Origin of the sequence: Streptomyces tropicalis, from assembly GCF_029269835.1 — a bacterium.
Taxonomy (GTDB): Bacteria; Actinomycetota; Actinomycetes; order Streptomycetales; family Streptomycetaceae; genus Streptomyces; species Streptomyces tropicalis.
Genome location: NZ_JARJBB010000063.1, coordinates 1 through 4,670, shown reverse-complemented (window position 1 = coordinate 4,670; position 4,670 = coordinate 1). Strand labels below are relative to the sequence as shown.

Genomic DNA, 4,670 nt, shown 5'->3' with positions numbered 1-4,670 from the left:
GCTGTTCGAGCCAGTGGCTCAGGCGGCTGGAGCGTCCCATGGCGTCGACGACGAAGTCGGCGGGCAGTTCGGCCGCCTGGCCGGTGTCGGTGTCGCGGTAGGGCACGGCGTAGACGCGCTCGGCGCGGATGCGCAGCCCCTGGGCCTGGCCGGCGAGCAGTCGCACGTTGTCCAGGGCGAGAACGCGCCCGCGTATGTGCTCTTCGATGAAGGTCCGGGTCGCACCGATCATGCGTGCGTGCGGGAGGGGTGCCTTGAGCCTGCCGTCTACGTAGAACTGCACCTGTCCGCCGGTGCCCAGTCGCGCCCCGTCAGCCACGAGCTGCTGGGTGAGGCCGGGGAAGTAACGCTCCAGTTGATCATGTCCCCTGGCCAGCAGGGCGTGCAGCTGGGTGCGCTGGGGTGCTCCGGATGACGGCTGTGGGCAGGTGCCGTCCGGTTCGAGGATGATGACCTCGTCGGCGTGTTCGTGCAGGATGCGGGCCGCGAGAAGTCCGGCGATCGATCCCCCGAGTACGACTGCCCGCACAATTTCCCCCTTCGAGCCGTTCGGCTCGTGTCCTGACTGCTGAACTGGTCATGCCCCGGCCCTGGTCTTGCCGGTCGGCGACGCGGGCCCTATCGGTGCCCGGCGGCCGGCTCCTCCACGGATGGTTCTGCGGCCGCCGCGCGTGTGGTCGCGGCGCGCTCGAGCGCCGCGTCGACGAGCGGGTGCGGCAGCGCGCGGGCGACGCGCACGAGGCGGGCGCGTTCGTCTTGGGCTGCCGTTTGCCGGCCTGGCAGTACGCCCGCGGCCTGGCAGGCCGGGGCGGACCGGTGCTGCTTGCCCGCAGGCCGCGCGGCCTCGGGCGATGCCCGGTAGCGCGCGGCGGCGTCACGCAGTACCGCCGCAGTGACGACGGCCTCCAGCTCGTCCGGGGGCAGGGTGCCGTCCTCCAGCTCGTGGACGGCCTGCACGATGTCGGCGCTGACCCAGGGCTGTACGGTCCGGATGCCATCGAGGATCTCGATGATCCGGCGGGTCAGCACCACGCGGACGGCGCCCCACAGATGCGGCTTGGCGCTGGTGGGGCTGTACATGAGGCCGGTGTCCACGTCGCCGACGACGAGCTTCCACAGGGGCTGCAGGGCGGCGGAGTCGCGGCGCTCGCGCAGCCAGGCGCTCAGGGCGGCGCCGGTCATGCCGTAGCAGGTGCCCAGGCATCCCAGGATGCCGAAGTAGGAGCCGAAGACGCCGAGCGTCTGGAGCTCCTGGTGCCCGAACGCTGCCAGGATGATGGCCGGGGCCGAGCACAGGACGTAGCCGAACGTGACGAGCATGCTGCCGCCGAACCACGTCAGGGCATGGCGGACCTGTGGGTTGGCGCTCTCAGCGCGCCGGGAGCGCTGCCAGGTGTTGAGGGTTCCGCAGGCGAGTACGCCGAGCAGGATCATGAGGAACACCTGCACGTGGCGGTCGTCGGCCTGCTGCGTGTTGAACCGCAGCGGATCTGCGGGGCCGTCGAGATCGGCGCCCAGGAACACCAGCGTCATCGCGGTGATGGCCAGGCCGTAGGCGGTGGTCCAGAGCGTGACGGTGCGCCGTACCTTCGAGCGCGGGGCGTCGTGGGCGGGCGTCCACAGCAGCGTGAGGATGTGGGTGTCGGCGTAGCAGGCCAGGATGCCGATGTAGATCGGCAGGGTGGCGATCCGGGGCTGGCCGAACTCCTCGCCGAGGAACCGGTACCCGGCTGGGGAGGCTATCGCGTAGACGACGCCGCCGACGAAGAAGGCTGTCGCTATGAGCGCGAGGGTGACGGTGGGGCCGCGGAGAAAGGCCAGTGTCTTCCAGCCGGCGATGAACAGGAAGATGACCGTCATCAGCAGGTAGACGGCGGTCGTCGGGTCAGACACCGGCTCTCCTGTGGGTCAGGGTGGAGGAGTCGAAGTCCGCGTTCTCCCTCAGCAGCAGGTGGCGCTCGATCATCACGGTGGCGAAGATCTCCACGCGTCGTTCCTGCTTGCTGTCGTAGCGCGAGCGCCGGAAGAAGCTGGTCACCTCGGCGGACTTCAGCCCGGGGAACAGCTGGCGGGCGAGCTCCTGCGCCATCGGCTCGTGAGCCTCATCGGAACGCTGACATGCGGTGCGTGGGGCGTCGTACAGAAGGTGCCCCAACTCGTGCAGGGTCGCGAGCAGTTGGAGGAGCTCGCTGGCGTTGGAGTCGACGACGATCACGTCATGGTCGGCGCTGGATCTGCAGGCCGCGGTCACCGGCAACGGCTCGAAGCGCACGAAGATGGGCCGTCCGCGCCGGGCGGAGACGAATGCGATGACGTCGTCGAGGCTGTACACGCCCGACAGGCCGACGTCCCTGCGGATGGCGCGTGCCGTCCGGCGGATCTCACGGTAGATCGTCAGGCCGTCGAGAAGGTCCCGCCACCAGCGGGTGACACGGCGGGCGAGCGCGGCTGTGAGGTGGGGTCTGATGTCACTGACACCCTCGTCGGGCCGGTCGTCGGCGACCTCCCCGCCCCTGCAGCCCGCAGGCTGATGGCCGCACGTCTTCACCCCGTCCTCCTCGCCCTGTCCTCCTCACCCCGGCCCTAGTTCGCCTCGGGAACGCCTCCACGCCGCGAAACAGATTGGGCGGGAGTGCCCGGCGAGCCCAGGGTCGGGCCGATCCGGCTCGGCACACCGTATGCGCGTCACGGGGTGCCCTTAAAGTTCATTTATGCAGGCGCCGCCTCGAGTCCAGGCCGCCAGCTTCTTGCCAGGTGAACCTAACCGCCTGCCATCCTTGCGTCAACTATAGTTTAGCCACTTCCGAGAGAGAGCAGCGTGCATCGTGGCCCCAGCAGACGAGACGGCGGAGAACGAGTCGCCAGACCCGGCGCCCCCGGTTCCGGTTCCGGTTCCGGTTCCCGGCCCTGGTGCCAGCTTCGCCGAGCGTCTGAACTACCTGTTCGACCGGGTGAGGTCGCCAGGGGCGGACGAGTACAGCAACGCGCACGTCGCCCGGACGATCACTTCGTACGGCGAGGCGAGCATCACAGGCTCGTACATCGGGCAACTCCGAAGAGGCGCCAAGGGGCCCACCCTGAAACTCGTCCCGCTGTTCGCGAGGTTCTTCGGTGTCAAAGCCGCGTTCTTCGTCGAGGACGAGACAACCCGTAGGGTTACTGATCAGTTCGAGCTGTTGCGTGAGCTAAGTCAGGCAGGCGTGAAACAGGTCGCACTTCGTGCGATCGGGCTTTCCCCGCAGAGCCTCAACGAGGTGATGAAGAAGATCGAGGCCGTACGGGAGCAAGAAGGTCTGCCTCCCGCCCCGGACGAAGATCTTTCCTGAACTGCTACTACGCTTCGGCTCCAGGGGCTTTCGAAAGGAGCACCCATGTGGCATGCCCGTCGTGCGCGCCGACCCGTGGACAAGGCTACGGAAATCGAACGCCGCAGCCGGGCCTTTGTCGAGGGCCTGGGACTGCCAGCCGTAGACAGTGTCCTCGACTTGGTGCCGTTCATGGAGCAGCTCACCGGCCGCGAGATCCGGCTCATGCCGTTCACGCCGGATCTCTCGGACCCCGACTCCCTGGAGCCGGTCGCGGCGTGTGGCGCCTGGCTGGCCACCGCCACGGCGGACTACCTCTTCTACGATGAGGGAGTCAGCCCGGCGTACACGGAGGTCGTCGCCGGCCACGAGTTCGCGCACATGCTCAAGCACCGGGCCTCGAAGAAGTCCCTGGACGTCTCAAGCCTCGGCGGCCTCATCACGGACATCGACCCTGCCACCGCCCAGCTGGTCCTCGGCCGCACCCGCTTCACCGAGCCGGACGAGTACGAAGCCGAGATGATCGGCTCCCTCCTTCAGGAGCACGTCCGCAAATCCCGAGCCGCGGCCGCCCGCGCGGCGAAGGCCGACGACCCCATCGCCCGCACCCTGCTGCGCTGACCGGAACGAAGATCGTGAAAGACATACTCCACCCGCTGTGCCTGGCCATAGCCGGCACCGGGTTCCTTCTCTTGCTCCGCGACCTTCGCAAGGACCGGCGCAATCCCGCCCTGGTGGCCCTGGCCTTCACCTACGGCTTCTCGGCGCTCAGCTACGTCACGTCGATCACCTGGGTCTGGGTACGCATCGACGGCTTCTTCGGCATCACGAACGTGGCCGTTCCGATCGCCCAGAGCTGCGTGGTCCTGGTCCTGGCGCTTCAGGCCAGCGTCCTGGCCCACTGGTCCAGGCCCGTCGAAGCCGCCCGCCGACGCACCCGGCACCTGCTCATCGCGGCCGGTGTCGTCATCGCCGCGATGGCCGTGCTCTTCGCCCTGCTGACCCCCACCGCGCAGCGCCCTACAGACTTCTCGCTCTACTACGCCCACGACCCGTTCTTCCAGGCCTACCTGCTGCTCTACATGGTGGCCTACACCATCGCCGAGGTGTACCTCGCCCTCTCCTGCTGGAAGTACGCCCGCGCCACGTCGAACCGCTCCATCTCCACCGGCCTGCGGCTCGTCGCGATCGGCGCGACGATCACCCTCGGCTACAGCGGGATCCGCATAGCCGGCGTGTTCGGCGGCATGCTCGGCTTCAGCGTGAAGGGCCTCGACCCCTACGCCTGGCTCTGCGGCGACAGCGGCGCCACCCTCACCCAGATCGGGTACTGTCTGCCGACGCTCGCCCTGCGCCCGGCCCCCC

General features: G+C 68.6%; 6 protein-coding genes. 3 read left to right on the top strand and 3 right to left on the bottom strand.

Translation table 11 applies throughout. From position 1 onward, the window contains the following. The 3 genes from P3H78_RS32755 to P3H78_RS32745 form a co-directional block, all read right to left on the bottom strand. Positions 1–529 (bottom strand): FAD-dependent oxidoreductase (locus tag P3H78_RS32755; protein WP_369015731.1); only part of this gene is annotated, 529 nt, incomplete at its 3' end. Between the two features lie 89 nt (positions 530–618). Then, on the bottom strand, positions 619–1,893 hold the full coding sequence (locus tag P3H78_RS32750) for a DUF6545 domain-containing protein (RefSeq protein WP_276112822.1): 1,275 nt from the start codon (positions 1,891–1,893) through the stop codon (positions 619–621). Beyond that, positions 1,886–2,548 (bottom strand): ImmA/IrrE family metallo-endopeptidase, encoded by a 663-nt coding sequence (locus P3H78_RS32745; protein ID WP_276112821.1) that lies wholly within the window; start codon positions 2,546–2,548, stop codon positions 1,886–1,888. Before P3H78_RS32745 ends, P3H78_RS32750 begins: the two co-directional genes overlap by 8 nt. 277 nt (positions 2,549–2,825) lie before the next feature. On the opposite strand from P3H78_RS32745, the gene P3H78_RS32740 reads away from it, so the two are divergent. The 3 genes from P3H78_RS32740 to P3H78_RS32730 all read left to right on the top strand — a co-directional run. Then, on the top strand, positions 2,826–3,326 hold the full coding sequence (locus tag P3H78_RS32740; protein WP_276112820.1) for a hypothetical protein: 501 nt from the start codon (positions 2,826–2,828) through the stop codon (positions 3,324–3,326). A gap of 171 nt (positions 3,327–3,497) precedes the next feature. Further along, positions 3,498–3,926 carry a hypothetical protein gene (locus P3H78_RS32735; RefSeq protein WP_276112819.1) on the top strand — a complete coding sequence of 143 codons (429 nt, stop codon included), beginning with the start codon at positions 3,498–3,500 and terminating at the stop codon, positions 3,924–3,926. A 14-nt stretch (positions 3,927–3,940) separates the two neighbouring features. Next, on the top strand, positions 3,941–4,670 hold a 730-nt coding region (locus P3H78_RS32730), incomplete at its 3' end, for an MAB_1171c family putative transporter (RefSeq protein ID WP_313884442.1).